This is a genomic window from Sneathiella sp. D3-11 (assembly GCF_055809395.1).
Map to the genome: position 1 here is coordinate 3,338,502 of NZ_CM147911.1, position 21,786 is coordinate 3,360,287.

A 21,786-nucleotide genomic window follows, 5' to 3' on the forward strand; every position below is an offset into this window, starting at 1 on the left:
ACTGAAAAGCCGGCCGTTGCGCCGGCTTTTTTTATTTGCCAGCTACAGGGATGCGGGAGGAGGGTATGTGGATAAATTTTTTAGAAATTCTACGCGAATTATGGTTAATGACATTTGCGTAATTGTCCTATCTGCTTTACAAATCAAATGCCCGAAGTTGAGAATAAATCGTATTAGTCTGCGTATGGTGGGAAAAAATTAACTATCTTCTGCAATGATTGGTTTATGTCGCCGATGTCTGTTGAAACAGGCGTCACTGGTGGCATAGGGCGCGGGTGTCAGCACTCTCAGACGGAAGATGTAATTAACCGGTCTGTGGCAGATAAATGATGTTGGTGCGCGTTGTGTTGATATTGCGGGGTTCGGGGACCGGATCTCTTCTAATGAGTGTGTGAGGCAGCTTAATGTTAAATGGATTACTCGGCTGGATGTCGGCCGACATGGCCATCGACCTTGGAACCGCGAATACGCTGGTTTATGTCAAAGGCCGCGGTATTGTTCTGAATGAACCTTCGGTTGTAGCAATCCTGCACAATAAGGGTAAGAAACAGGTTCTCGCTGTTGGCGACGAAGCGAAGATGATGCTGGGTCGGACACCGGGCAACATAGAGGCCATTCGCCCCCTTCGTGACGGTGTCATCGCCGATTTTGAGATCGCCGAGGAAATGATCCGGCATTTCATCCAGAAAGTTCATCATCGTCGCAGCTTTGCGCGTCCCTTGATCATTATTTGCGTTCCGTCGGGTTCCACCGCCGTTGAGCGGAAGGCGATTAAGGAAGCAGCCGAGAATGCTGGCGCGCGTCAGGCGATCCTGATTGACGAGCCGATGGCCGCCGCAATTGGCGCCGGGCTTCCTGTGACCGAGCCAACCGGCTCCATGGTTGTTGATATCGGTGGTGGGACGACAGAAGTCGCGGTTCTCTCCCTCGGTGGTATTGTCTATTCGAAAAGCGTCCGCGTTGGCGGCGACAAGATGGATGAGGCAATCATCGCCTATATCCGCCGCAATCATAACCTGCTCGTCGGTGAAAGCTCCGCCGAGCGGATCAAGAAACTGATCGGATCAGCCTGCGCGCCGGAAGATGGCGAAGGCGAGACCATGGAAATTCGAGGCCGTGACCTGATGAACGGTGTGCCGAAAGAATTGATCATCAGCCAGCGGCAGATCGCCGAAAGCCTTGCGGAGCCCGTGGGCGCCATTATAGAGGCGGTAAAAGTCGCCTTGGAACACACTGCGCCGGAACTTGCCGCGGATATCGTGGACAAAGGTATTATCCTGACTGGCGGCGGTGCATTGCTTGGTAATTTTGATCATGTCCTGCGTCAGGCAACGGGGCTTCCCGTTTCTATTGCCGAAGAGCCGCTCTCCTGTGTCGCCATCGGTACGGGCCGCGCTCTGGAAGAAATCAAGACGCTTCGTCACGTACTTAGCGGAGAAAGCTAAACCCTTGGGCAAACGGAATTCTGGTCCGGAGGGCAGATAGATGGCACCTCGACAGGGGAAGGTATTTAAGCTGGCATGGCCGCTGAAGACAATTATTCAGCGTTCGGCATTTCTTGCGCTTATTTCCCTCGCCGTCGCGCTTCTCTTTCTTGGCAAGGCTAATGTCGGCGTGGTCGAGAAAATGCGCACCGCGGCCACCGATTTTCTTGCCCCGATCCTTTCCACCATCTCCGAACCCGTCGATGCCTTTCACAAGGGCGTCGCGCGCGTACAGAAACTGACCAGCACTGGTTGAGGAGAATGAGCGGCTGCGTGAAGAAAATGCGCGTCTTCTCAAATGGCAGTCTGCAGGCCGCACGCTTGAGCAAGAAAATGAGAATTTCCGCCAACTTCTGAATGCACTCTCTGATCCGCTGGTGCTGCCGATTACGGCACGTGTGGTCGGGGATGCCGGCGGCCCCTTTGTCCGCACGCTGTTATTGAACGCCGGACGGCGGGACGGCATCCGAGTCGGGCAGGCCGTTGTGGCTCCGCTCGGTCTGGTTGGCCGTATCGCTGAAGTAGGGGAGCGCTCTGCGCGAGTGCTGCTGCTGACGGATCTTAACTCCCGGATTCCCGTGGTGATGGAAAAATCACGCCATAAAGGTATCCTGATTGGCGATAACTCTTCCTTGCCGCTGCTCGACTTCCTGCCGACCAATGCGAAAGTTGCGCCGGGCGATCGCGTGGTTACGTCTGGTGATGGCGGTATGTTGCCAGCGGGGCGGCCTATCGGTTTTGTCTCCTCGATCAGTGACCGAGGTATCCGCGTGCAGGCCTATGCCGACTGGACACGTCTGGAATATGTCAGCGTATTACGCTATGATTTGCCGGGCATGAGCAGCCCGGAAATGAACCCCGGCGATCTTGGTGAAAGCAGATTGGATGCAAAGTGAGCCCGACACTCGCCTATCAGTTTAACCGGTTTCTTCGCGGCAGTGTGCCGTTCGCGATAACGGTGCTGCTGGCGTTGATGAGTGTCGTTCCGATTGGAATTTCCGGATATGCTATCGTCACTCCGTCTTTCGCTGCTATTTCTGTCTTTTACTGGAGCATTCACCGGCCCTATCTGATGAGTGCGCCGCTCTGTTTTGTGCTGGGACTACTGTCGGATTTCCTGACGGGAGCACCGCTTGGTCTGTCATCTTTCCTCTATCTGTTGATCCACGCCATCGCGGTTTCGCAGCGTCGGATTTTTATCGGCAAGGCATTTGTCCTCACCTGGTTTGGCTATTTCCTGATTGCCTTTATCATCGCTATGTTGAGCTGGATTATCGCCTGCTTCTATTCGCTGGCCTTCCTGCCGCTCACGCCGATCCTCGTGCAATATGCACTATCCTTATTGGTCTTTCCGCTGTTTGCCTGGGGCTTCGGGATGCTTCAAAATAACCTGCTGAGGCTGACCTGATGGCAGGTGATCAACATAAGGAAAAAGGCAAGACATTCACCCGTCGCTCCCTTCTGATGGCAGGCGGGCAGGCGGTGCTGATGTCGGCGCTGGCCGGTCGGCTCTACTATTTGCAGGTCATTCACTCGGATGAATATTCGACAATGGCCGATGAAAACCGGATGAACCTTCGGCTGCTGCCGCCACTTCGCGGCCGGGTTGTTGATCGTTTCGGGTTGGAGATTGCCAGCAATCGCCATAATTACCGCGTCGTGTTGATACCCGAACAAACCAACAGTATTGAGGCTACTCTCGACGCACTGGAAGAATTTGTTCCGCCGGAAATGATCGACCGGGAACGCGTGCTGAAAGATGCCAAGCGCAAGCGGAGCTTCGTGCCCATTCCGGTTGTCGATAACCTGACCTGGGAGCAGTTCGCCCGCATCAATGTCAACAGCCCGAACTTGCCGGGCATCCAGATGGATGTCGGCTCGACCCGGGATTATCCCTATGGCCGACTGTTTGGCCATATTGTTGGATATGTCGGCGCAGTGTCGGAAAAAGATCTTCAAAATCAGGAGTATGATCCGCTTCTTGAACTCCCGGAGTTCCGCATTGGCAAGAGCGGGATCGAGAAATATTACGATAAAACCTTGCGGGGCAAGGCGGGCCTCAGCCGGGTGGAGGCCAATGCCTATGGCCGGGTCATCCGGGAGCTGAACCGGCAAGAAGGCGTGCCGGGAAATGACGCGGTCCTCACCATCGACAAGCAGCTTCAGGATTTCGTGGTGCGTCGCATGGGAGAGGAAAGCGCCGCGGCGGTGGTGATCGATATTCACTCGGGCGATATTCTCTCCATGGTGTCAGTGCCGTCCTTCGATCCGAATACCTTCGCACGGGGCATCAGTTCCGCCGAATGGAAGGCTTTGATCGAGGACCCCAAACGCCCGCTGGGAAACAAGGCAATCGGCGGACAATATCCCCCGGGCTCTACTTTTAAAATGATTGTTGCTCTTGCCGCTCTGGAATCCGGGGTGGTGACTGCCGGGCATGAAGTTTTCTGCGGGGGACATACACAGCTTGGCAAGCATCGGTTCCATTGCTGGAAACGTGGCGGTCATGGCAAACTCAATCTGGAAAACGCCATTTCCCAGTCTTGCGATATCTATTTTTATGACATTGCCCGGAAAGTTGGCGTCGATAAGATCGCCGAGATGGCGCATCGCTTTGGCCTTGGCGAGGAACTTAATATCGATATGTTGGGGGAGCGCGATGGCCTGATCCCGACAAAGGCCTGGAAGCTGGCAGTACAGGGTGTGCCCTGGCAGCTGGGGGAGACATACAATACCGGCATCGGTCAGGGTTTTGTGCTGGCGACCCCGCTACAGCTCGCGGTGATGACGGCACGGCTCGCCAATGGCGGCAAGAAGGTCTCGCCGCGTCTTGTGCGCTCGATCACCGGTGAAGCCGTCGAAGGCGCGGTTCTACCGCATCCGGAACCGGAACTTGAAAATCTCGATTTAGGTGTCAGCCAAAAGGCCTTAAAGCATGTTCTTAATGGCATGTATAAAGTGGTCAACGGCCCGCGCGGATCTGCCCGCGCCGCAAAAATCCGGATCGAAGGCTGGGAAATGGCCGGCAAAACCGGCACCGCGCAGGTGCGCCGTATCTCCCGCAAGGAACGTATCGAAGGGGTGCGCAAATCCGATGAGAAACCGTGGGAGGAGCGGGATCACGCTCTTTTCGTCGGTTTCGCACCCTTTGATGATCCGCGTTACGCAGTCTCGGTGATCATTGAACATGGCGGCAGCGGGTCTGGCGCGGCGGCACCGATTGCCCGCGACCTTTTGCAGGAAACGCTCCGTCTGGATCCACTCCGTAAGCCCAGCTACGATATCGCCATCCGCAAGCCAGTAGGGGGCGAGGATGCTTAGGGAGCTTGGCGCGAAGAATGAACAACTCTCTTTCTCACGGAAGTTATGGGATATCAACTGGGGCTTCGTCCTGCTGATTTGCGCGACCGCTTCCATCGGTTTCCTGATGCTATATTCGGCGGCCAACGGCAATCTGGAGCCTTGGGCCTCGCGGCAAATGATGCGCTTCGGTGCGGGCCTGGTCCTGATGTTCGTGGTAGCCCTTGTGGATATCCGTATCTGGCTCAACCTCGCTTATCCCCTGTACGGTATCGCGCTCGCACTGCTTGGCGCGGTTGAGGTGATGGGGGTGATCGGTATGGGTGCACGGCGATGGATCGACTTGGGTCCGTTTCAGCTCCAACCGTCCGAAGTGATGAAAATTGCACTTATAATGGCGCTCGCCCGCTATTTCCATAATATCGGGCTGGACGATGTGCGGCGTATTCGATGGCTGGTCCCGCCTATCTTACTGGTGCTCGCGCCGGTGGCGCTGGTGCTGCGTCAGCCTGATCTTGGCACAGCGCTTCTGCTTGCGGCCGGGGCGGGGATTGTTTTCTTTGTCGCCGGGGTGCGGCTCTGGAAGTTTGCTGTGGTTGTCGGGACGGCGATCCCGGCGGGGTTCTTTGCCTTTCAGTTTCTGCATGAATATCAGCAAAAGCGCGTGCTGACCTTCCTCAATCCCGAAAGTGATCCCCTCGGCGCAGGATATCATATTCTGCAATCGAAAATTGCCCTCGGCTCTGGCGGGGTGTTTGGCAAGGGGCTTTTGCAGGGCACGCAGAGCCATCTTAATTATCTTCCAGAAATGCGGACAGATTTTATTTTCAGCATGCTGGCGGAAGAATTCGGCATGGTTGGCGGGCTGCTGCTTTTTGCGCTCTATATTCTGTTGATCGCCTATGGCTACGCCATCGCTTACCGATCACGCAATCACTTCGGCAAGCTGCTCGCCATCGGTATGACGGGCATTTTCTTCCTCTATATCTTCATCAATGTCGCCATGGTCATGGGGATGGTGCCGGTGGTCGGTGTGCCGCTGCCGCTGATCTCCTACGGCGGCACGGCGATGCTGACCCTGCTCATCGGCTTTGGCCTGATCATGAGCGTTTATATCCACCGTGATATCGATATCCCCGGTAAGCGCTAAGCCTTTCTGCTTAATCCATTTTCTTCTTTTTTTGGCTCTTTTTTGAGAATTCTCTCGGTTGGGGTAAGTAATTATCCTAAGTCAGGATGATATATCTGCATATTTACCAATATTTATTCACAAGACTAAAATAAATACGTCTCCTTATTTCTTGGTTTTACTTAATGAATAAGGAAAGAAAATTCATCATGTCAAGCAACACGAACGCTGTTGATTTTAAAAATGCGCCAAACGTACCGAGTTCAGTGCAAGCGCTGATTCAGCTAATGAAGGATGATGGCGACAAAGCTTCAAACGCTTATTATTGCAATTCATATAAATTGTTCAAAAAATTAAAGAAAAATGTGATCCCTCCATCAAACGAGAATAAGCTATTTGGGAAAGCTAACCCAGCCTATAACAATGCTGCTCAGAAATATGCAGAGCAAAAAAATGTAACTATTAAAGATCTAAAAATTAATAACCCAAATGATAACGACATTCTTGTGGGCTTGATGGTTACCTGCGCGGAAGCGATTTTTAATCCAGACGTGGAATTAAAAAAAGACAAGAAAGTTAATCCCAAATTGGTAAAACTGGATCGGCTTTCCTTCCAGATTGTCGAGGATTTCAAATGGGTTATTTGGCAATCGAAATTCGAGACAGAAAAGTTCGTGGAATACAAGAGCCTAAAAAATGCGCGTCTGGCGCAAGAAAAGCGACTGATGTCAAATATCCGCGCGCGGGATATAAAAAATGCCTTTAAGCCGGAACTAGATATATTGCGGGAACCGCAACTTAGATACTCGCTGGAAGCATTATTCCAATATTGCTTTGCCGAAGCTCAGAAAATTACCTTTGAAAGAAATTATGTTTTCAATTTAGACTTGAACGAGGTTGCAAATCCAAAAACAACAAACAATAGGAATCCACAAATATATGATCGGTTTGCGGATAATCTTATTTCTGTAGTTGATCAGGTATTTACTGCGATCTGCCTTGTTAATCCGAAGGAAAATTTCATCAAGCAATGTGAATATGAAGCTATCAACGATCTGCTTATGGGTAGTCTGCACCGTCTTGATCCGACGATCGGCGATGCCGGTTGCCAGTTCCGCATTCCGATGGTTCTAGATTCTCATGAGGCTCTCGTAAAAAAATTTATGAGCGATAATGCAGCCAAGGAAACTATGTTGGCACTCGGCGAATATTATCAATATCTGGCAACGAATAGCCGCCTGGACACCATGTGCTATATGGCGCGGAATCATATTGAAGATCCTATAAAGACTTTCGTGAATATTTATAAGGAGTTTGACATCAATTGGAATGAGGACGAGGAGAAAACCGATAACAGGCCCGGTAACAAAAATTTGGAAGTTAATATTAAATGGCAGGGTCCAGACTATAGCAGATTCAAATATTTCGAGGCGATAGATTTGGACAAAATTCCAAATTATAAAAAACTCTATAACAAAGTCGTGGAATATATTTCAAAGCTTAACGAAGTGGATGTGCGAGGGTTTAGTAATTCGTTAGAGATTAAAAACAGTCACCAAGTTCCATTTGATGATTCTTTCAATGAAATCAACGGGGAGCAGGCACATTATCTAAACTCCAAGAACGAAAAGCGTAGCATCCGTTCACCAATTGCGTTACGGGCGCTTACTCTTTGCAAGGCGCTTACAGTTCGCCAGCTCCGTTGTATGGATCGTTTTTGTCTTCCCAGCCATGATCCCAGCCTGGATTTACCGTTTTGTGATCTCAGTGATATGAGTGAGTTGAAAGCGGAAATGGCGTGGTACTCTGTTGCCTATCTGACTAACTCATTCAGAAATATGGCTTATTCTAAATATGCCGAGGACATGACGGGTTATGAACACACGGATGATAAAATTCCGGAAATGGCCTATCATCTGACGGACACATTGGAATCGACCCGGTTTTATTACAGGGCAGATACAGCCAAAGGTCTGGCAATAGACAATTACGAGAACAGACGTCTCCTCTATATGTACTGTTTTGTACGGGGATGGCCGATCGTTGTCGATCTGAAGCGGATCCAGTGTACGCCAGGGGATAAGGCTGAGATTGGGGTATCCGTCAAAAGTAGAAACAATTCGAATAATAGTGAGCGCAAGAGAGTCAGTATAGTTGATGCGTCCTACGAAGTTCTTGGCCGCGAAGTATTTTGCTTCATACCTAACAAGAACACCATGACATATGACTATGTCCCGGATAATGAAGTCAATGACTGGGGCAACAAGCCCGCCCTGACATATGAGGGATACAGTATGTATAACCCGGCAACGGACAAAACGGATACGGACATTGCCAAGGCCACAGATTTTGAAGATTTCAAGAAGCTGTTCTTAAAGAAGTATGACATCTTCGACATGATGTTTATCGCCGCCCATTCCCACAAATCGTTTCCATCCAATTCGATACGACCAAATGGTTATGAAATTTATGGCAATGAAGCAACGCAGAATGCTGATGAAAGTCTTCAAGCTAGGCCTGTCTCGCGGAATGAAGACGAGATGAACGAACTTGCAGCAACTCAGCCGCTTGCTTCAAATAACACAGCGTATACTAGCGTTCTCAGGGAAGAGAGTACAGATGCTGACAGAGTGACCGTTTATGATAAAGCTCTTCAGTTCACTTGGGACAGATATGTAGGTAACGATGATGTCGAAGAGATCAATGACGATTCTGATAATTTCGATATTTACGGGTCCTGGGATGAAGATAATAAATTGAGGAGCCCGCTTCCCCTGTTCGGTAACCGTCTTGATGGCAAGACCTGGACTATCATGGAGGAACAGAAGTCACTCAAAAAACTTGATTCCAAGGTAGGGTACACAAACTACGCATACCGCGCACGCGCGGACCAGAACCAGACAGAAGATTTGCGTATTCGCACGGACAGCACCTATGTTCTGGCGTCCATTCACATGTATGGGTGCACCTATAATGCCAGAAAAGAAAATCATAAAGTTTTCTGGCAAAACTGGGGTCAAGAAAAACTGAAAACCCGAGTGATTAACGATGATCCAAAAGAGAGAACCGTGTTGATCTATTAATCATCGGAGATTATTGATTCCCCCCCGCGTCTCAGGCGCGGGGGTTTTTTGTGGTCTCGATAAACTCGTAAAGGTGGAACAAATCACCTTTTTTTCCTTATTTGCGCCTTTCTTGGACCACAAAGTCGGTCGAGGCTAATCCCATAAAACTTACAAGCATTTAGTTTCTCCGGCCCGCCGGGGAAGCGCAATTAACAGGAGATAACGATGAGAGTACGCAATCCATTTCTAGATCCTCGTCCGAATTCACGTGATCGCGACGACCGTCCGCCGCGCAACGAGGACCGCCAGCGCGATCCGGCCAATGATGATGATCTTCGTGAGAATGATCCGCGAGAGCCAAGAGAGCAGCGCGGCTCCCGTAATCGCGATGACCGCCCGCCACGAGACGAAGATCTTCTGGAAACGCCGGCGCGTCCTGTCGATGGCACAGGCACAGTCGAAGAAAACCCTGACTGGGGCGCGGCTGGCCAGACCTTGCTCCGGCTGGGAGAGGCGAATTATGCCGACGGTATTTCCGAGATGAATGATGACCTGCCAAGCGCCCGGGACGTCAGCAATGCCATCGCGGCACAAACGGAGGATGAACCCAATTCCTTCGGTGTCAGCGATCTCTTCTATGTTTGGGGCCAGTTTATCGATCATGATATCGACCTGACCCTCTCCGGCGGCGATTCCGCACCCATTGACATCCCGGAGGATGATGAATGGTTTAATCCGGATATCGATATGGCCTTCACCCGCGCCGTTCCTGTGGAAGGAACGGGGGAAGACAGTCCCGCTCAATATGCCAACAGCATCACCGCCTTTATTGACGGCTCGATGATTTATGGTTCGGATGCGGAGACCGCCGCCGCGATCCGGACGGAAGACGGCAAGCTGCTTCTCGATGAGAGCGGGCTCGTCACCTTCGATGAGGAAGGGGGCGTCCTTGCCGGCGATATTCGCGCTGCGGAAAATGCCGGGCTCTATTCGATACAGAGTCTGTTCGCGCGGGAGCATAACCGCTGGGTCGATGAGTTGTCTGAAAAGAACCCCGACTGGACGGCGGATGAGCTGTTCGATGCCGCCCGCGTCCGGGTGGAGGCGGAAATCCAGGCGATTACCTATAATGAGTATCTCCCGGTCCTGCTGGGGGAGGATACTATCCCTGCCTATGATGGCTATGACTCCGACGTAAACCCCGGCATTGCCATTGAATTCTCCACGGCGGCCTATCGCTTTGGCCATAGTCTGGTCTCGGCGGCGACGGCGCGGCTGGAGGAAAATGGACAATCCATCGAGGCCGGTGAACTGTCCCTTCGTGATGCTTTCTTCAACCCGGATGCAGTTGCCGCGAATGGCGGGGTAGAGCCGTTGCTCCGGGGGCTTGCCAATGACGTCGCGCAGGAACTGGATCCGCAGATCGTCGATGATCTGCGGAATTTCCTGTTTAGTCAGGATGGCGATGTCGGGCTTGATCTCGGCTCGCTCAATATCCAGCGGGGGCGCGACCTTGGTTTACCGAGTTACAATGACCTCCGCGAGGCTGTGGGGCTGGAGCGGGCAGAGGATTTCTCCGATATCACCTCCGATGCCGCCCTCGCCGAGGCGCTGGCCAGCGTCTATGACAGCGTTGATGATATCGATGCCTGGATCGGTGGCCTGTCGGAGGATCCGTCCGGCGGCGGGATGCTGGGCGAGCTTTTTGCAACCATCGTCACCGACCAATTTATCCGCATCCGCGACGGCGATCCCTTCTGGAGCGAGAATTCAGATCTGCCGCAGGATCTGATCGATGAGCTTTGGGATACGACCCTCGCCGATATCATCGAGCGGAACAGCGATGTCGATGCGATCCAGGATAACACGATGCTCGCCTATGACCGGATTGGCGGCGATGACGGGGATAATATTCTGGAAGGGGGGAGGAAAGCGACCTGCTCCTCGGTCTCGACGGCGATGATACCCTCATCGGTGGCGGGGGAAATGACCAGTTTGAAGGCGGGGAAGGCGATGATCTGTTTGTCTTCGACAATCTCTTCGGCGAAGACCTGATCAAGGATTTTAACGACCGTCAGGATACCCTCGATTTCACGCTGCTGGAGCTCGCCGCGCTCGACGAGGTGATCGATGCGGCGGAACAGGTGGGCGAGGACGTAGTGATCGATTTCGGCGCGGACGGCATTCTCACGCTAGAAGATATGCACCTACGCGATATCGATTCCGATAATGTCCTGATCTGATTTAGCGAATAGGTTCGCGGCTGTCCTTGAGTTGGAAGATATCCTGCTCATCGAAGCCGCGGATCTGCTGTTTGCCCTTATAATCAAAGCGGAAAGATTCCCGCAAGACGTCATAGACCGGTGCATTTGTTGTGATTTCCATCGCCTCGGAACAATCCTGCAGTCGGGAGGCGAGGTTCACAGCGGGCCCGAAGATGTCGTAGACATATTTTTGGATACCAATAACAGAGCCAACAACGGCGCCACTTGTTATTCCAATGCGGCAACGCCACTGGTTCGGATGCCCTTCGTTCCGCCGCTCCAGATAGCGGATAAAGCGGATCGCGGCATTGGCAACGGCGCGGGCATGATCCGGTGTTGGGTCGGGCAGGCCGGCGACAGTGATATAGGCGTCCCCCATGGTCTTGATCCGCTCGCATCCATATTGCTCCCCGATGCGGTCAAATGCGCTGTAGATATCATTGAGCTCGCTCACGGTGACCGCGGGATCGGCAGAGGCCGCCATTTGGGTAAAGCCAACGAAATCGAGCATCAGCACCGAGACAGGATCATAGAGCTTGGGGATGACCACGCCGAACGTCTTGAACTCATCATAGACCGAGCGGGGCATCATATTGAGCAGGAGCTTTTCCACCTGTTCCTTCTCGCGCTTGATTTCGCGAGTGTTCCGCTCGACCATTTGAGAGTAGCTGTCGATCATCGATTCCAGCTCGCGGATACGGGAAATATTCTGGCAGACGAGAATGATAAGCTCGATATCATTCTCCTGTGTCAGGGTAAAATCGATGGCAAAAGTGCGTTCGCGCCGTTTTTTCTTATTTTTTATTTCTGCGGTAAAGCGGCCGTTTTCTTTCAGCTCCGCCATCAGGCCGGCGAAATCCAGTTCCGGCAGCAGGTTTTCCAGCTTGTCCTGTTTCCCGTCGCCCTCAAACCATTCGGTGAAGGTCTCGTTTCGGAAAATGAAATGATGGTCCGCCAGATTGAGCACGGCAACGCCGACGCCGATCGCGCGCAATAGTTGTTCGTTAATGGCTTCAATCGACATTTTGGCTAACAATTACAGATCTCCTCTGCTCAAGTTCGTCGTTAACCTGGGCTATATCTGCGACGCTGAAGCCATGCCTTGCGAGGGTTTTGCTAAGAGTCTCCAAAACCTCGTCGAAATGCTGGTTTTCAAGTTTCAGCCGTTCGTGCAGCCGGTAAAGTTGTTCATCGGTGTAGGAGGCAGGGCCTCCCAAAAGCGAGGCTATGAATTTCGTCTGGTGATCGATTAGCCGAGCCATTTCCACATCGTCGAAAAAGGGGCCAACTTCGTCGCTATCGAGCAGGACGTCGTAAAAATCGAGGACAATTTTACTGACGGTGGAGAAACCACCATACTTTTCAAATAGTGACTGCTTGGCCATTAAAAAAGGTCCTTCTCCGACAAGCATATGGCAGAAAGCACAAGTAATTGGAGAATCGACAATAAAGTGCAGAAATTTCCTTGTCGAGCGATTACTGTCTCCTTCGCCTCTTGTCGAGCCGGATTTCCTGTGCTAAACAATCGCTCCCGGCGCGGATCCAGACAGGCTCCGTACCGGAATACCACGATATATGAACCTATTGTGGGCGCTTAGCTCAGTTGGTAGAGCAGCTGACTCTTAATCAGCGGGTCACAGGTTCGAACCCTGTAGCGCCTACCATTTTCGGATATTCAAAAGGTTGCCGGTAAGAGATTTTTCCTTGCTGGCATTCACCAGTTCGATCAATTTTGATTTTACAAATTCCTCGGCTTCGACAAAAATTGTGGTGGAGACCAGTTCAACCTCGAAATTTTCGGCGCGCGCCTTGGCCTTGGCGAGGGAAACCAACAGGCTATAGGCGACGTCCAGAGTGACAACTCCGCCACGTACATAGCGAATGCCGCCATCATAGAGCAGCGCATTGAGGTAAGTCATGTCGGCGGGGGAGAGTTCGATCTCGAAGCCGCCCCGGTTATCCAGGATATAGAAGAAGTTGCCTGTATCGTTAATTTTCAGGATTTCACGAAAGACGATCCCACGTTGCCGACGGTCAATCGGGCCTGTCGCTTTTATCAGGTTTAACTGCTCTTTACCATAATCCCGCACCTGCAGATCGCAGTTGTCGAAAGATTTTTCCAATATTATCCGGAATTTTGATTTCATATCGCGTCGGTTGCCAGTCTTCGTAGTTTAGATTTTTATAATCTTACCTAAAAATCTCCGTTTCGCAACGAAACTTCATATGCGAACGGAAACTAGGTGCGTTAAAGGGGACCATCTACACTGCTGGCGCGGTAGTTCAAGGGATTGATGGGAAAAAGAAGCGCGAGTGTGATATATATCTCATTTTTGGGTGTGACGTGGAACCTGATGCCTATGGCGTCTACGCTGCCACTGGCTGGCGGGCTTTCAAGTCATGGAATAACCGAAATACCGGATACTGATTTGACTATGAAAATCCCGAGCATCGTGTTTAGCTTGCGACAAGCAAGAGGGTACTCAAACATGTGTAAGATACAATGAATTTTGCATTCCTGCGCCATCCGTTCGTGATGCTGCAAACCATTCCGGCGGGGATTGCCCTGTCGATTGGCGCCTTTGCATTAGTAATTGGCTATGGAGAGAGTTTCTGGAGTCTCCGGGCGCTTGATCCGTATTTGCAGGACCTAGCGCCGGAAACGGCCCGCACAATCCTCTCGGTGATCGCCGGTGGGGCGATGTCGGCTCTGACGCTGACCTACTCAATCGTTCTTGTGGTGTTTGCCCTGGCGGCGGGCAATCTCGCGCCGCGAATGCTGAAACGATTTACCTCTGATATCGTGAACCAGGTGACGGCCGGCATCTTCGGTGGAACCTTTATTTATGCCCTGCTGGCCACGACCTTCGTTAAGAGCGACTTTGTACCGAACCTCACTATCCTCGGGGCTGAGGTTCTGGCGACGCTCTGCGTGATGCAGCTTATCTATTTTGTCAGAAATGTCTCTGAAAGCGTTGCCATCGATGATGAAATCGCCGCCATCACGAAAAAACTGAAGGCCGCCCTTGATGCCCGGAACAAGAGCCGGGGAGAAGAAGAGAATAAGGAGCGTAAAAAAGCCGTGGAAAAGGTCGATGACTTCGTTTTCGACATTACCGCCGGTAAACCCGGTTATCTCGGGTCCCTCAATGAAGATAAACTGACGGAAATCGCGACAAAGGCTGACGTAACGCTGGAGATCCAGAAAGCGCGCGGCGCTTATACCCTTGGCGAGGAAGTCATGATTAAGGCGACGAAGGAGCTGGATGAAGATACCGTGGATTCCATCCAGAAGCAGATCTCGATCCGCCCCTCCCGCTCGGAAGACAGCCCGATTGAGTTCTCCGTCAATCTGCTGCTGGAAATTGCACTCAGGGCGCTGTCGCCCGGCGTCAATGATACTTACACGGCCATTGCCACGGTTGATGGCATTTCGGACGCCCTGTCTCAGGCGGACACGCAGGAGGCTGCCACCGCTTCCATCCACAAGGATGAGGAGGGTAACATCCGGCTTATGATCCCGCAGCTGTCCATCGGCAACCTGATCAACCAGGCGTTCCATCCGCTGCGTCAGGCCTCGGGCGGTAATATCCTGATGGCGATCTGTATCGCACGGGCCTATGCGCGGCTCTGCGCGACCTGTGGGAAGGGGGTCCAGAACCTGCTAACTGAACACGCACTCTTGCTGATACGAGAAGTTGAAAAGTCAAACCAATTGCCCGAAGATATCGAGAGTGTGGTCGAAGTGCTGCCGCCCGCCATCCGTAAAGCTGTTCGGGAGCAGCAAGAGAAGGGCGCGAAATGAATAATGCCGAACCTCTTGCCACAGGGGTAACTCTCGCACAGGAGACGATCAGGAACTGGGCGGACACATTCTACGGGCTTGTTCCCAATATGATTGTCGGCCTGCTTGCGATGATCCTGTTCAGCCTTCTGGCATATATGGTGAAGCATCTGGTGGTGGCGTATTTCCGTCGCACGGACCGGCGGGACCTTGGGCTCATCCTTTCCAGTTTCAGTTTCTGGGCGGTGATTGTTTTTGGCCTTCTTTTGTCAATGACCATTGTCTTTCCCTCCGTCAAGCCTGCAGATATGCTGGCAAGCCTTGGCATCGGCTCACTCGCACTCGGTTTCGCCTTCAAGGATATTCTGCAGAACTGGCTGGCGGGATTACTGATCCTGCTCAGGATGCCGTTCCGGCGCGGCGATCAGATAAAAGTCGGCGATGCGGAAGGGACAGTCCTGCGCATTGAACCGCGGGCGACAGTTATTCGGACCTATGATGGCCGGGATATTGTCGTTCCGAACACGACAATCTATACCGGCACCGTCGTTGTCCATACCTCGCAGAAGAAGCGCCGGGTCGAGATCGACCTGACGGTTGGTTATATCTATGATATTGGCAAGATGACCACTATCATCGAGAATTCGCTAGAGCAGGTGGATGAAATCCTGACCGATCCGCCGCCACAGATCCTCTGCTGGAACCTGGGCTCAACCTCCCTCGCGATGAAGGTCCGCTGGTGGATTAATTCCGAACGCTCCGCCGAGGTGGTGACCCGTTCACGCGTGGTCCGCGCCATCAAGGAAGCGTTTGAGGCAAATGACATTGATCCGACTGATCCACAGCTGATCTATTACCAGAGTACCGATGGCACGCCGAAGCTGGGGGGCAGCCCCACCGCCGCTACAACCACACCACCAGAGACTGAGGAGGTGGTCGCAGGCCCGCCGCCACCAAAGCTGACCATCAGCCAGAATGACCCGGAAGCAGAAAAGCCGCGAGACAATTCCAAGTCGGGTACATTGCTGATTGATAAGTAAGCGCAAAAGTCCCATAGAGGATCGATCACTTTAAAACTCGGGAAAATGGTTGAGGCAACATTCATGAAGATACTGATCGTAGGCGCCGGGGGCGTGGGCGGATATTTTGGCGCGAAACTGATGCAGGCGGGGGCGGATATTACCTTCCTCTTACGCGACAAACGGCACAAGCTGATCTCTGAAAATGGCCTCACCATCGAGAATGATGGCGGCAGCTTCACCGTACACCCGAAATCACTGACCGCCGATCAATTGACGCCCGATTATGACCTGATCATGCTCGCGCCGAAATCATATGACTTGAGGGACTCGCTGAACTCTCTCGAAAAGGCGAGCGGGAAGGGGCTGTTTCTGCCGTTCCTGAATGGCTACAACCATCTTGAATTTCTGGATGGCAGATATGGCAAAGATCGGGTAATGGGCGGCGTTGCCCATATCGCGGCGATGATTACGGAGACGGGCGCGGTCAAGCGTCTGGGCGATCTTGGCGGGCTCATTGTTGGTCATCGCACAACCGCACAGGAAGCGACCGCGCGGGAGTTTGCCGCGCTTTGCGAGAAGGCAGATTTCAACTTCACCTATAGCGAAGATATCGAGCAGTCCCTTTGGGAGAAATGGGTGATGCTGGCGACGCTTGCGGCCATGACAACGCTTTGCCTTGGCTCCATCGGGGAGATTGTCGCGACCCGCTACGGCGCGGAGATGTCCCGCCGCACCCATGCCGAGGCCTGCGCCATTGCCGCCGCGAACAGCCATCCGATCCCTGAGAAAGTGCAGGCCGGGCAGCTTGCCATGCTGACAAAAGAGGGCTCGATCTTTACCGCCTCAATGATGCGCGATCTTGTCGGCGGCCTCCGCACGGAGCATGAACATATTCTCGGCGACCTGATCGAAAAAGGCGCGCCAGAGAACATCGATTGCCCCCTCCTAAAAATCGCCTATACCCATATGGCGGTAGTGCAGGGGCGGGGGGATTGAACTTCGTATATCAGAGTGTGCTGGGTATCGCTGAACCGTTATAAATTAGGTTGCCGTGCCCATACTTATCTTCAGTACTTTTACTTTAATATCTTCACGCATTTTGCTTCGGCATTCTCTCCCTTTTACGTCGAGATACCCGAGCAGTTTTGCTTGCCTTACCGGCGCGGTTATTCCCGCAAAGGTACTTAATATTTTATCAAGCTCCGGCTCTGGAAGTGACGTTCCTGGCCGGAGTTTTCCGACCTTTACCGCGTTGATCTTGCCAGCGGAAATCTCAAAAACCTCTAGTATAGGTGAATAGCATTTGTGATTTACATAACGTCTAAAGCTGACTTGGCTTGTCGTTGTAATAGCAACAATCGAATAAACTCCGGGAGGAAGCTCCTTCATATGAAATGCAGGCGTACTCGTGGTTTTGTTGTCACCTAGAATTAAAGCTCTACCGAAAAGCTCGCCTGTTGCCATATTAACTTTGCGTATGGTAACAGTCGCGCCTTTCTTTATTCGATAGTCACGCACAGCAATCATTGCATTCGGACTTGCCGCTGAATAGATGAAGTTCTGGTCTAATTTTGGCGCAGCGCACGCATTGAGAAGAACCAGACACAAGACAGCAAAGATGCCAGATTTCATGGTCTCAAACCGGATTTTACAATACACATAGGCGGGAGCGATCATTGTGGTTTACCACGCGAAATTTCTTGCCAATGATATAATATTATTCAATGCCAGCCTTGTTAAATTCAACATCGGTAACAACATTGGTTGCGGGACTATAGGTTACGATGAGTTCTTTTCTTTTTGATGAAACTTCCAGTCCTGTTACGGTCGTCTGTGAATGTATGTATACTTTGGCTCGCTCTCCTTCATTGGCGACAAAGGGATAGATATACTCACCGTTCGGTTGTCCGAAAAGCGCGACCAATTCGTCGACCGTTGTCGAACCCTTTTTAATCATGTCGATTTTACTCTCGTCAAAATTGGTTGAGTCGCTTTCCCAGGAACTCGTAAAGTCGCTCCCTACCAAAATATCATCTTTGAAATAGAAAGTTTGCCCACGAGCTGGCGTCACATTCTCTGTATCGGGTTTGCCACCAGCATCTGCGAATACATAGGCAACAAAGTCAAAGGACGTTCCATTTTTTGTTGTTGTTCCCGTGTTAGTTGGTGAGCCTTGTTTCTGGACGACGTCAACAGAGGTGCTTTTTCCATAGGCAAGTTGATCCGGTCCCAATTTCTGAAAATTTGTCCCGGCGGCGCAAGCGGTGAGAGCCAATGCAAAAGCGACAACAGCAAAGTATTTCATATCCCGATCCTGATTTATTATTGTGGAGCAATAAAAATTGAGTGTTGATTCATATATTTTTCTACTTTTTCGATAAAGTATCGGGAGGCGGTCCGCAAGGTCTAATCCATTTATGGATGAATTTTCACCTGTTTTACATAGCCTGCAGTTATTCAAAAAAGATCAGTTTTCACCGATCCTCTTTATCTTTTTCTCAGGCGAAGCGAGAGTTACGACAATATAGCCTGTTGCATCCCGCATCGAACATCGTATTCTCGAATGATAATAAACAAAAACGGCGCAAAGGCCGGTGAGGGAGGGATTATGAACGATACTTGGGAAATATACGCGCTACGCTATGCGGCGAAGGAAAACCGGACGCGGCGGGAATCTTTTCTGTTCGCCGATGATCACGATGCGCCGCACCCTATCGATTTCTATGTCTGGGTTCTGAAGAATGGCGGTCAGACTATTCTTGTCGATACCGGCTTCGATGCGGAGGAGGGGAAGCTCCGCAACCGACCGATCATACAGACACCGGCGCAGATGCTGACCGATTTCGGCCTGCCGCCATCGAGTATCGACAAGGTCATTGTGACCCATATGCATTATGACCATGCCGGATCGCTCTATGAATTTCGCAACGCCAAACTCTATGTGCAACCGGCGGAGATTGAATATGTCACCGGCCCCTGCATGTGCCATGACGCGCTGCGCCATCCTTTCACCGGGGAGCATGTGATCGAGATGGTTCGCTCTCTTTATGCGGGTAATGTCGAGTTCTGCGAGGGGGCAAGGGAAGTCGCGCCGGGGGTGGAGGTCCATCTGATCGGCGGGCATACACGCGGGCAGCAATGTGTGCGCGTGCGGACCCGGCGGGGCTGGGTGGTGCTGGCTTCCGACAGCAGCCATTTTTATGAGAATTACCGCACCGGAAAGCCGTTCCCCATCGTTGTGGATATGGAACAGACATTGCGCGGCTACGATACGCTGCGCTCGCTTGCTGATAGCGATAATCATATCATCCCGGGGCATGATCCCTTAACCCGTGCGTGGTATCCCATCATTGACGGCGGATCGGAGAATATCGTTCAGCTCCATGCGGAACCGAAATTATGAGTGGAGTGCGCGGTATTTCGCGCTAGGTCGGCGGTGAGACATTTGCTATTCTCCCGCGCATGGAAACGACAACAATAACAAAAAAACCTTTTCCGCTCTGGGCGTTAGTGTCGCTCAGCTCCGCCTATTTCATGGTCGGCACATCCAGTCTTTCGGTTATTGCGCTGACCTGGCAGATATCGGACGGGCTTCAGGTGCCGCCCTCGGATATTGCCTTTCTGGTGACAGTCTTTGCGCTCGCCTTCGCTATTGCCGCGCCGCTAACACAGGTGATTTTCAGCGGGTTTGCGCGAATAAAAATACTTTGTACGGGGCTTGGCCTTCTGGCGCTCGCATTGGTATTGGGGGCGGCATCTACAAGTTACGAGATGTTGTTTATTTCGCGCGGGCTGATGGGCCTCAGCGCAGCCGCGATCAGTCCGATGTGCTCCGCCATTGGCGCTGGCCTCGCCCCACCGGAGCAGCAGGGCAGGGCCATGGGGATCGTTTTCGCCGGACTGACCTTCGCTTCTGTTCTCGGCACGCCGATTTCCGCTTATCTCGGCACTTTAATGAGCTGGCGTCTGGTACATCTTTTACTGGCTTTGGTGGCGCTGAGTTCCATGGCGTCTATCCTCTATTTTGTGAAGGACCGGCAGGCCGGCGCGCCGATCCGGTTCTCTCATATTGTTGAGGCGCTGACGCACGTTCGTTCCTCCTTTGCGGTGTTCACCACCTTTCTGCAGATGACCGCGATTTTCAGCACCTACGCCCTGATCGCGCCTTTTATGTCGCATAAATTTGGCCTCGCTGAAGACCTGATCGCGCTGGTACTCTTGGCTTATGGGATCAACGGGGTGCTGGGCAATGTCTTTGCCGGGCGGCTGAGTGACCGCTTCGGACCGGACAGGGTTATTTTCATCACCCTTATCGGGCTTGGCGCGGGTTTTTTGATGATCTGGGCGATTGGCCCGAACTTGTGGCTCGCTTTTATCGCCATCGTGATCTGGTCTGCCTTTGGGATGATGTTCCACTCACCGCAGCAGCAGCGCATCGCCAATATCGACCCAGAGCGGCGTAGCCTGCTGCTCGCGCTCAATGCCGCGGCACTTTATCTTGGCATTTCTGTCGGCTCCTGGATTTCGAATTTCGTCTCCGTGCGCTGGGGATATGATGATCTGCCGCTGGTCTCGCTTGGCGTTCTCGCGGGTTGCGCGCTCATTTTTATCACGTCCGTCGTTGCGATGCGGCAAGGGAAACATACAACTGGAGGACAGGATTAATGGCCAGATCTATACGGGAAATTTTCAGCGATCAAGGGGAAGCCTGCGAGAAGCTCGGCTCTGTTTTTACCGCAAGAGTGTGCCGCCTCGCGAGCGCCCGGCTCGATGGTGGCGCCGTTGCCGGTACCATCCTCGGCTGGGAGGGGGATGCCTCCGCGCTCGGGGATTCAGTCCCGCTCCGTCTCTGCGGCGCGTTGCATGCGCTGGTGCTGACGGGAAAAAGCAAGACGCTCGCCGCCGTCTATCCGCCGCATCATGGCGGCGTTTCCGATGACGATCTTTGGGCTGCCATCGCGGGGGCGCTGGTTGACGAAGAGTCCTTTATTCTCGATCGCCTAAAGGGCCCGCCGCAAACCAACGAGGTACGGCGCGTCGGCGCGACCCTGCCAATGTTTCTGGAGGTGACTCGCCAGACCGGCCTGCCGCTTGTCCTGTCTGAGGTCGGGGCGAGCGCGGGACTTAACCTTTTCCTCGATGAATTTCATATCACACTAGGCGAAGACAGTTTTGGTGATCCTGCATCGGCTGTTCATATCGCGCCGAAATGGCTGGGCGATGCGGCGCCTGACGTCGCCCTCGATATTCACACGCGGGCCGGATGCGATCTACTTCCCGTCGATCCGGGTAATGCCGCTGATCGGGAGCGAATGCTGTCCTTCATCTGGCCGGATCAGGCGGACCGTTTGCAGCGCACCCGCGCGGCCTTCGATATTGCCGCGCATCAACCGGAGAAGGTGGAGAAGGCCGACGCCCTCGACTGGCTTAAAACGCGCACAGCGGAGCCGATGAAAGGTGTCGCCCATGTTATCTACAGCACGATTGCCTGGCAGTATCTGCCGGAGGAGGCCCGGGCACGGGGAGAGGAAATCATCCGCGCCGCCGGGGCACGGGCGACGAAGGACGCGCCGCTCGCCTGGGCACGCATGGAGATTGACGGAAAGTCTCCCGGCACCGGCCTGACGCTCATCCTCTGGCCGTCAGGAGAGGAGCATCTGGTCGGGCGTGCCGATTTTCACGGCCGCTGGATCGATTGGCAGGGCTGGCCGAAGTAAGCCTTTGCCATTGACTATGGA

The 21,786-nt window shown here is 52.7% G+C and carries 20 protein-coding genes and 1 tRNA gene; 16 read left to right on the forward strand and 5 right to left on the reverse strand.

What is annotated here, in order from left to right; translation table 11 throughout:
• The first annotated feature begins 404 nt into the window (after nucleotides 1-404).
• The 9 genes from AC0L73_RS16855 to AC0L73_RS16895 all read left to right on the forward strand — a co-directional run bounded on the left by AC0L73_RS16855 (nucleotide 405) and on the right by AC0L73_RS16895 (nucleotide 11,221).
• Nucleotides 405-1,445, forward strand: a complete 1,041-nt coding sequence (locus AC0L73_RS16855) for a rod shape-determining protein (RefSeq protein ID WP_227951595.1) — start codon at nucleotides 405-407, stop codon at nucleotides 1,443-1,445.
• A 40-nt stretch (nucleotides 1,446-1,485) separates the two neighbouring features.
• Nucleotides 1,486-1,740 carry a hypothetical protein gene (locus tag AC0L73_RS16860; protein ID WP_473654327.1) on the forward strand — a complete coding sequence of 85 codons (255 nt, stop codon included), beginning with the start codon at nucleotides 1,486-1,488 and terminating at the stop codon, nucleotides 1,738-1,740.
• 13 nt (nucleotides 1,741-1,753) lie between these two features.
• A complete protein-coding gene (gene mreC / locus AC0L73_RS16865; RefSeq protein ID WP_473655463.1) occupies nucleotides 1,754-2,380 on the forward strand; it encodes a rod shape-determining protein MreC in 627 nt (208 codons plus the stop codon).
• Nucleotides 2,377-2,892: a rod shape-determining protein MreD gene (gene mreD, locus AC0L73_RS16870; protein ID WP_227951597.1), complete on the forward strand. Its 516-nt coding sequence runs from the start codon at nucleotides 2,377-2,379 to the stop codon at nucleotides 2,890-2,892. Before mreC ends, mreD begins: the two co-directional genes overlap by 4 nt.
• Nucleotides 2,892-4,805 (forward strand): penicillin-binding protein 2, encoded by a 1,914-nt coding sequence (mrdA, locus tag AC0L73_RS16875; protein WP_227951598.1) that lies wholly within the window; start codon nucleotides 2,892-2,894, stop codon nucleotides 4,803-4,805. The genes mreD and mrdA overlap by 1 nt, the downstream gene beginning before the upstream one ends.
• The gene (gene rodA / locus AC0L73_RS16880; protein ID WP_473654328.1) at nucleotides 4,798-5,934 is read left to right on the forward strand and encodes a rod shape-determining protein RodA; all 1,137 of its coding nucleotides are present in this window, start codon (nucleotides 4,798-4,800) and stop codon (nucleotides 5,932-5,934) included. Before mrdA ends, rodA begins: the two co-directional genes overlap by 8 nt.
• A 188-nt stretch (nucleotides 5,935-6,122) precedes the next feature.
• Complete coding sequence (locus tag AC0L73_RS16885; protein WP_473654329.1) at nucleotides 6,123-8,996, forward strand: hypothetical protein; 2,874 nt, start codon at nucleotides 6,123-6,125, stop codon at nucleotides 8,994-8,996.
• A gap of 207 nt (nucleotides 8,997-9,203) precedes the next feature.
• Nucleotides 9,204-11,033, forward strand: coding sequence for a peroxidase family protein (locus tag AC0L73_RS16890; protein WP_473654330.1), 1,830 nt, complete (start codon nucleotides 9,204-9,206; stop codon nucleotides 11,031-11,033).
• Nucleotides 10,916-11,221 (forward strand): hypothetical protein, encoded by a 306-nt coding sequence (locus tag AC0L73_RS16895; protein ID WP_473655464.1) that lies wholly within the window; start codon nucleotides 10,916-10,918, stop codon nucleotides 11,219-11,221. Before AC0L73_RS16890 ends, AC0L73_RS16895 begins: the two co-directional genes overlap by 118 nt.
• A 1-nt stretch (nucleotide 11,222) precedes the next feature.
• Here AC0L73_RS16895 and AC0L73_RS16900 read toward each other — a convergent pair whose 3' ends face one another.
• Together AC0L73_RS16900 and AC0L73_RS16905 are read right to left on the reverse strand one after the other, a co-directional pair.
• Nucleotides 11,223-12,278 (reverse strand): adenylate/guanylate cyclase domain-containing protein, encoded by a 1,056-nt coding sequence (locus AC0L73_RS16900; protein ID WP_227951602.1) that lies wholly within the window; start codon nucleotides 12,276-12,278, stop codon nucleotides 11,223-11,225.
• On the reverse strand, nucleotides 12,256-12,627 hold the full coding sequence (locus tag AC0L73_RS16905) for a group I truncated hemoglobin (RefSeq protein WP_227951603.1): 372 nt from the start codon (nucleotides 12,625-12,627) through the stop codon (nucleotides 12,256-12,258). Before AC0L73_RS16905 ends, AC0L73_RS16900 begins: the two co-directional genes overlap by 23 nt.
• A gap of 203 nt (nucleotides 12,628-12,830) precedes the next feature.
• Here AC0L73_RS16905 and AC0L73_RS16910 point away from each other — a divergent pair.
• Nucleotides 12,831-12,906, forward strand: a tRNA-Lys gene (locus tag AC0L73_RS16910).
• On the opposite strand, the gene AC0L73_RS16915 is transcribed toward AC0L73_RS16910, so the two are convergent.
• Nucleotides 12,901-13,389, reverse strand: coding sequence for a hypothetical protein (locus tag AC0L73_RS16915; RefSeq protein WP_227951612.1), 489 nt, complete (start codon nucleotides 13,387-13,389; stop codon nucleotides 12,901-12,903). The genes AC0L73_RS16910 and AC0L73_RS16915 overlap by 6 nt on opposite strands.
• A 356-nt stretch (nucleotides 13,390-13,745) precedes the next feature.
• Between AC0L73_RS16915 and AC0L73_RS16920 the strand changes: the two genes are divergently transcribed.
• From AC0L73_RS16920 to AC0L73_RS16930, 3 genes are all read left to right on the forward strand, one after another.
• On the forward strand, nucleotides 13,746-15,047 hold the full coding sequence (locus AC0L73_RS16920) for a DUF2254 domain-containing protein (RefSeq protein ID WP_227951613.1): 1,302 nt from the start codon (nucleotides 13,746-13,748) through the stop codon (nucleotides 15,045-15,047).
• On the forward strand, nucleotides 15,044-16,066 hold the full coding sequence (locus AC0L73_RS16925) for a mechanosensitive ion channel family protein (RefSeq protein WP_473654331.1): 1,023 nt from the start codon (nucleotides 15,044-15,046) through the stop codon (nucleotides 16,064-16,066). The genes AC0L73_RS16920 and AC0L73_RS16925 overlap by 4 nt, the downstream gene beginning before the upstream one ends.
• Before the next feature lie 63 nt (nucleotides 16,067-16,129).
• Nucleotides 16,130-17,044, forward strand: coding sequence for a ketopantoate reductase family protein (locus AC0L73_RS16930; protein ID WP_473654332.1), 915 nt, complete (start codon nucleotides 16,130-16,132; stop codon nucleotides 17,042-17,044).
• A 45-nt stretch (nucleotides 17,045-17,089) separates the two neighbouring features.
• Here AC0L73_RS16930 and AC0L73_RS16935 read toward each other — a convergent pair whose 3' ends face one another.
• The gene (locus AC0L73_RS16935; RefSeq protein ID WP_473654333.1) at nucleotides 17,090-17,725 is read right to left on the reverse strand and encodes a hypothetical protein; all 636 of its coding nucleotides are present in this window, start codon (nucleotides 17,723-17,725) and stop codon (nucleotides 17,090-17,092) included.
• A 40-nt stretch (nucleotides 17,726-17,765) separates the two neighbouring features.
• Nucleotides 17,766-18,353 carry a hypothetical protein gene (locus tag AC0L73_RS16940; RefSeq protein WP_227951617.1) on the reverse strand — a complete coding sequence of 196 codons (588 nt, stop codon included), beginning with the start codon at nucleotides 18,351-18,353 and terminating at the stop codon, nucleotides 17,766-17,768.
• A 303-nt stretch (nucleotides 18,354-18,656) separates the two neighbouring features.
• Here AC0L73_RS16940 and AC0L73_RS16945 point away from each other — a divergent pair, with 303 nt between their 5' ends.
• The 3 genes from AC0L73_RS16945 to AC0L73_RS16955 all read left to right on the forward strand — a co-directional run bounded on the left by AC0L73_RS16945 (nucleotide 18,657) and on the right by AC0L73_RS16955 (nucleotide 21,765).
• Complete coding sequence (locus AC0L73_RS16945; RefSeq protein WP_227951618.1) at nucleotides 18,657-19,451, forward strand: N-acyl homoserine lactonase family protein; 795 nt, start codon at nucleotides 18,657-18,659, stop codon at nucleotides 19,449-19,451.
• Between the two features lie 107 nt (nucleotides 19,452-19,558).
• Complete coding sequence (locus AC0L73_RS16950) at nucleotides 19,559-20,713, forward strand: MFS transporter (protein WP_473654334.1); 1,155 nt, start codon at nucleotides 19,559-19,561, stop codon at nucleotides 20,711-20,713.
• Nucleotides 20,713-21,765, forward strand: a complete 1,053-nt coding sequence (locus tag AC0L73_RS16955; protein WP_473654335.1) for a DUF2332 domain-containing protein — start codon at nucleotides 20,713-20,715, stop codon at nucleotides 21,763-21,765. The genes AC0L73_RS16950 and AC0L73_RS16955 overlap by 1 nt, the downstream gene beginning before the upstream one ends.
• The last annotated feature ends 21 nt before the right edge of the window (nucleotides 21,766-21,786 follow it).

Coding starts and splice junctions, on each gene's coding strand:
- AC0L73_RS16855 (WP_227951595.1), top strand. CDS start 405: ATGTTAAATGGATTACTCGGCTGGATGTCGGCCGACATGGCCATCGAC.
- AC0L73_RS16860 (WP_473654327.1), top strand. CDS start 1,486: ATGGCACCTCGACAGGGGAAGGTATTTAAGCTGGCATGGCCGCTGAAG.
- mrdA (WP_227951598.1), top strand. CDS start 2,892: ATGGCAGGTGATCAACATAAGGAAAAAGGCAAGACATTCACCCGTCGC.
- rodA (WP_473654328.1), top strand. CDS start 4,798: ATGCTTAGGGAGCTTGGCGCGAAGAATGAACAACTCTCTTTCTCACGG.
- AC0L73_RS16885 (WP_473654329.1), top strand. CDS start 6,123: ATGTCAAGCAACACGAACGCTGTTGATTTTAAAAATGCGCCAAACGTA.
- AC0L73_RS16890 (WP_473654330.1), top strand. CDS start 9,204: ATGAGAGTACGCAATCCATTTCTAGATCCTCGTCCGAATTCACGTGAT.
- AC0L73_RS16905 (WP_227951603.1), bottom strand. CDS start 12,627: ATGGCCAAGCAGTCACTATTTGAAAAGTATGGTGGTTTCTCCACCGTC.
- AC0L73_RS16915 (WP_227951612.1), bottom strand. CDS start 13,389: ATGAAATCAAAATTCCGGATAATATTGGAAAAATCTTTCGACAACTGC.
- AC0L73_RS16920 (WP_227951613.1), top strand. CDS start 13,746: ATGAATTTTGCATTCCTGCGCCATCCGTTCGTGATGCTGCAAACCATT.
- AC0L73_RS16925 (WP_473654331.1), top strand. CDS start 15,044: ATGAATAATGCCGAACCTCTTGCCACAGGGGTAACTCTCGCACAGGAG.
- AC0L73_RS16930 (WP_473654332.1), top strand. CDS start 16,130: ATGAAGATACTGATCGTAGGCGCCGGGGGCGTGGGCGGATATTTTGGC.
- AC0L73_RS16935 (WP_473654333.1), bottom strand. CDS start 17,725: ATGATCGCTCCCGCCTATGTGTATTGTAAAATCCGGTTTGAGACCATG.
- AC0L73_RS16940 (WP_227951617.1), bottom strand. CDS start 18,353: ATGAAATACTTTGCTGTTGTCGCTTTTGCATTGGCTCTCACCGCTTGC.
- AC0L73_RS16945 (WP_227951618.1), top strand. CDS start 18,657: ATGAACGATACTTGGGAAATATACGCGCTACGCTATGCGGCGAAGGAA.
- AC0L73_RS16955 (WP_473654335.1), top strand. CDS start 20,713: ATGGCCAGATCTATACGGGAAATTTTCAGCGATCAAGGGGAAGCCTGC.